The organism is Psychromonas arctica (genome assembly GCF_038155225.1).
In the GTDB taxonomy this organism is placed as follows: domain Bacteria; phylum Pseudomonadota; class Gammaproteobacteria; order Enterobacterales; family Psychromonadaceae; genus Psychromonas; species Psychromonas arctica_B.
In genome coordinates, this window is sequence record NZ_JBAKBA010000145.1 from 1 (window position 1) to 256 (window position 256).

The 256-nt window shown below is 32.0% G+C and carries 1 protein-coding gene; it reads right to left on the reverse strand.

The features are described 5' to 3' along the window. Nucleotides 1–52: 52 nt before the first annotated feature. The coding region (locus tag V6255_RS18105; RefSeq protein ID WP_341629388.1) for a response regulator at nucleotides 53–256 on the reverse strand (204 nt) is incomplete at its 5' end.

The window sequence follows — 256 nt, forward strand, 5'->3', positions numbered from 1 at the left end:
TTTGTTGATAATTATCTTTTAGATCGTTGTAATCTTTTATTTTAAGTAAAGACTATACCCTAGAGCACAGTTCATTTTTATCTACTGGTTTAGTAATATAGTCATCACATCCTGCATCAATGCCTTCGACTCGCTCTTTTGTTTCTCTTAACGCAGTGATTAGAATAATAGGAATATTTTTTGAAGATTTGTCGTTTCTTATTTTTCGCGTGACTTCTAAACCTCTAATGCCTGGCATCATTACATCCAGTAAAAT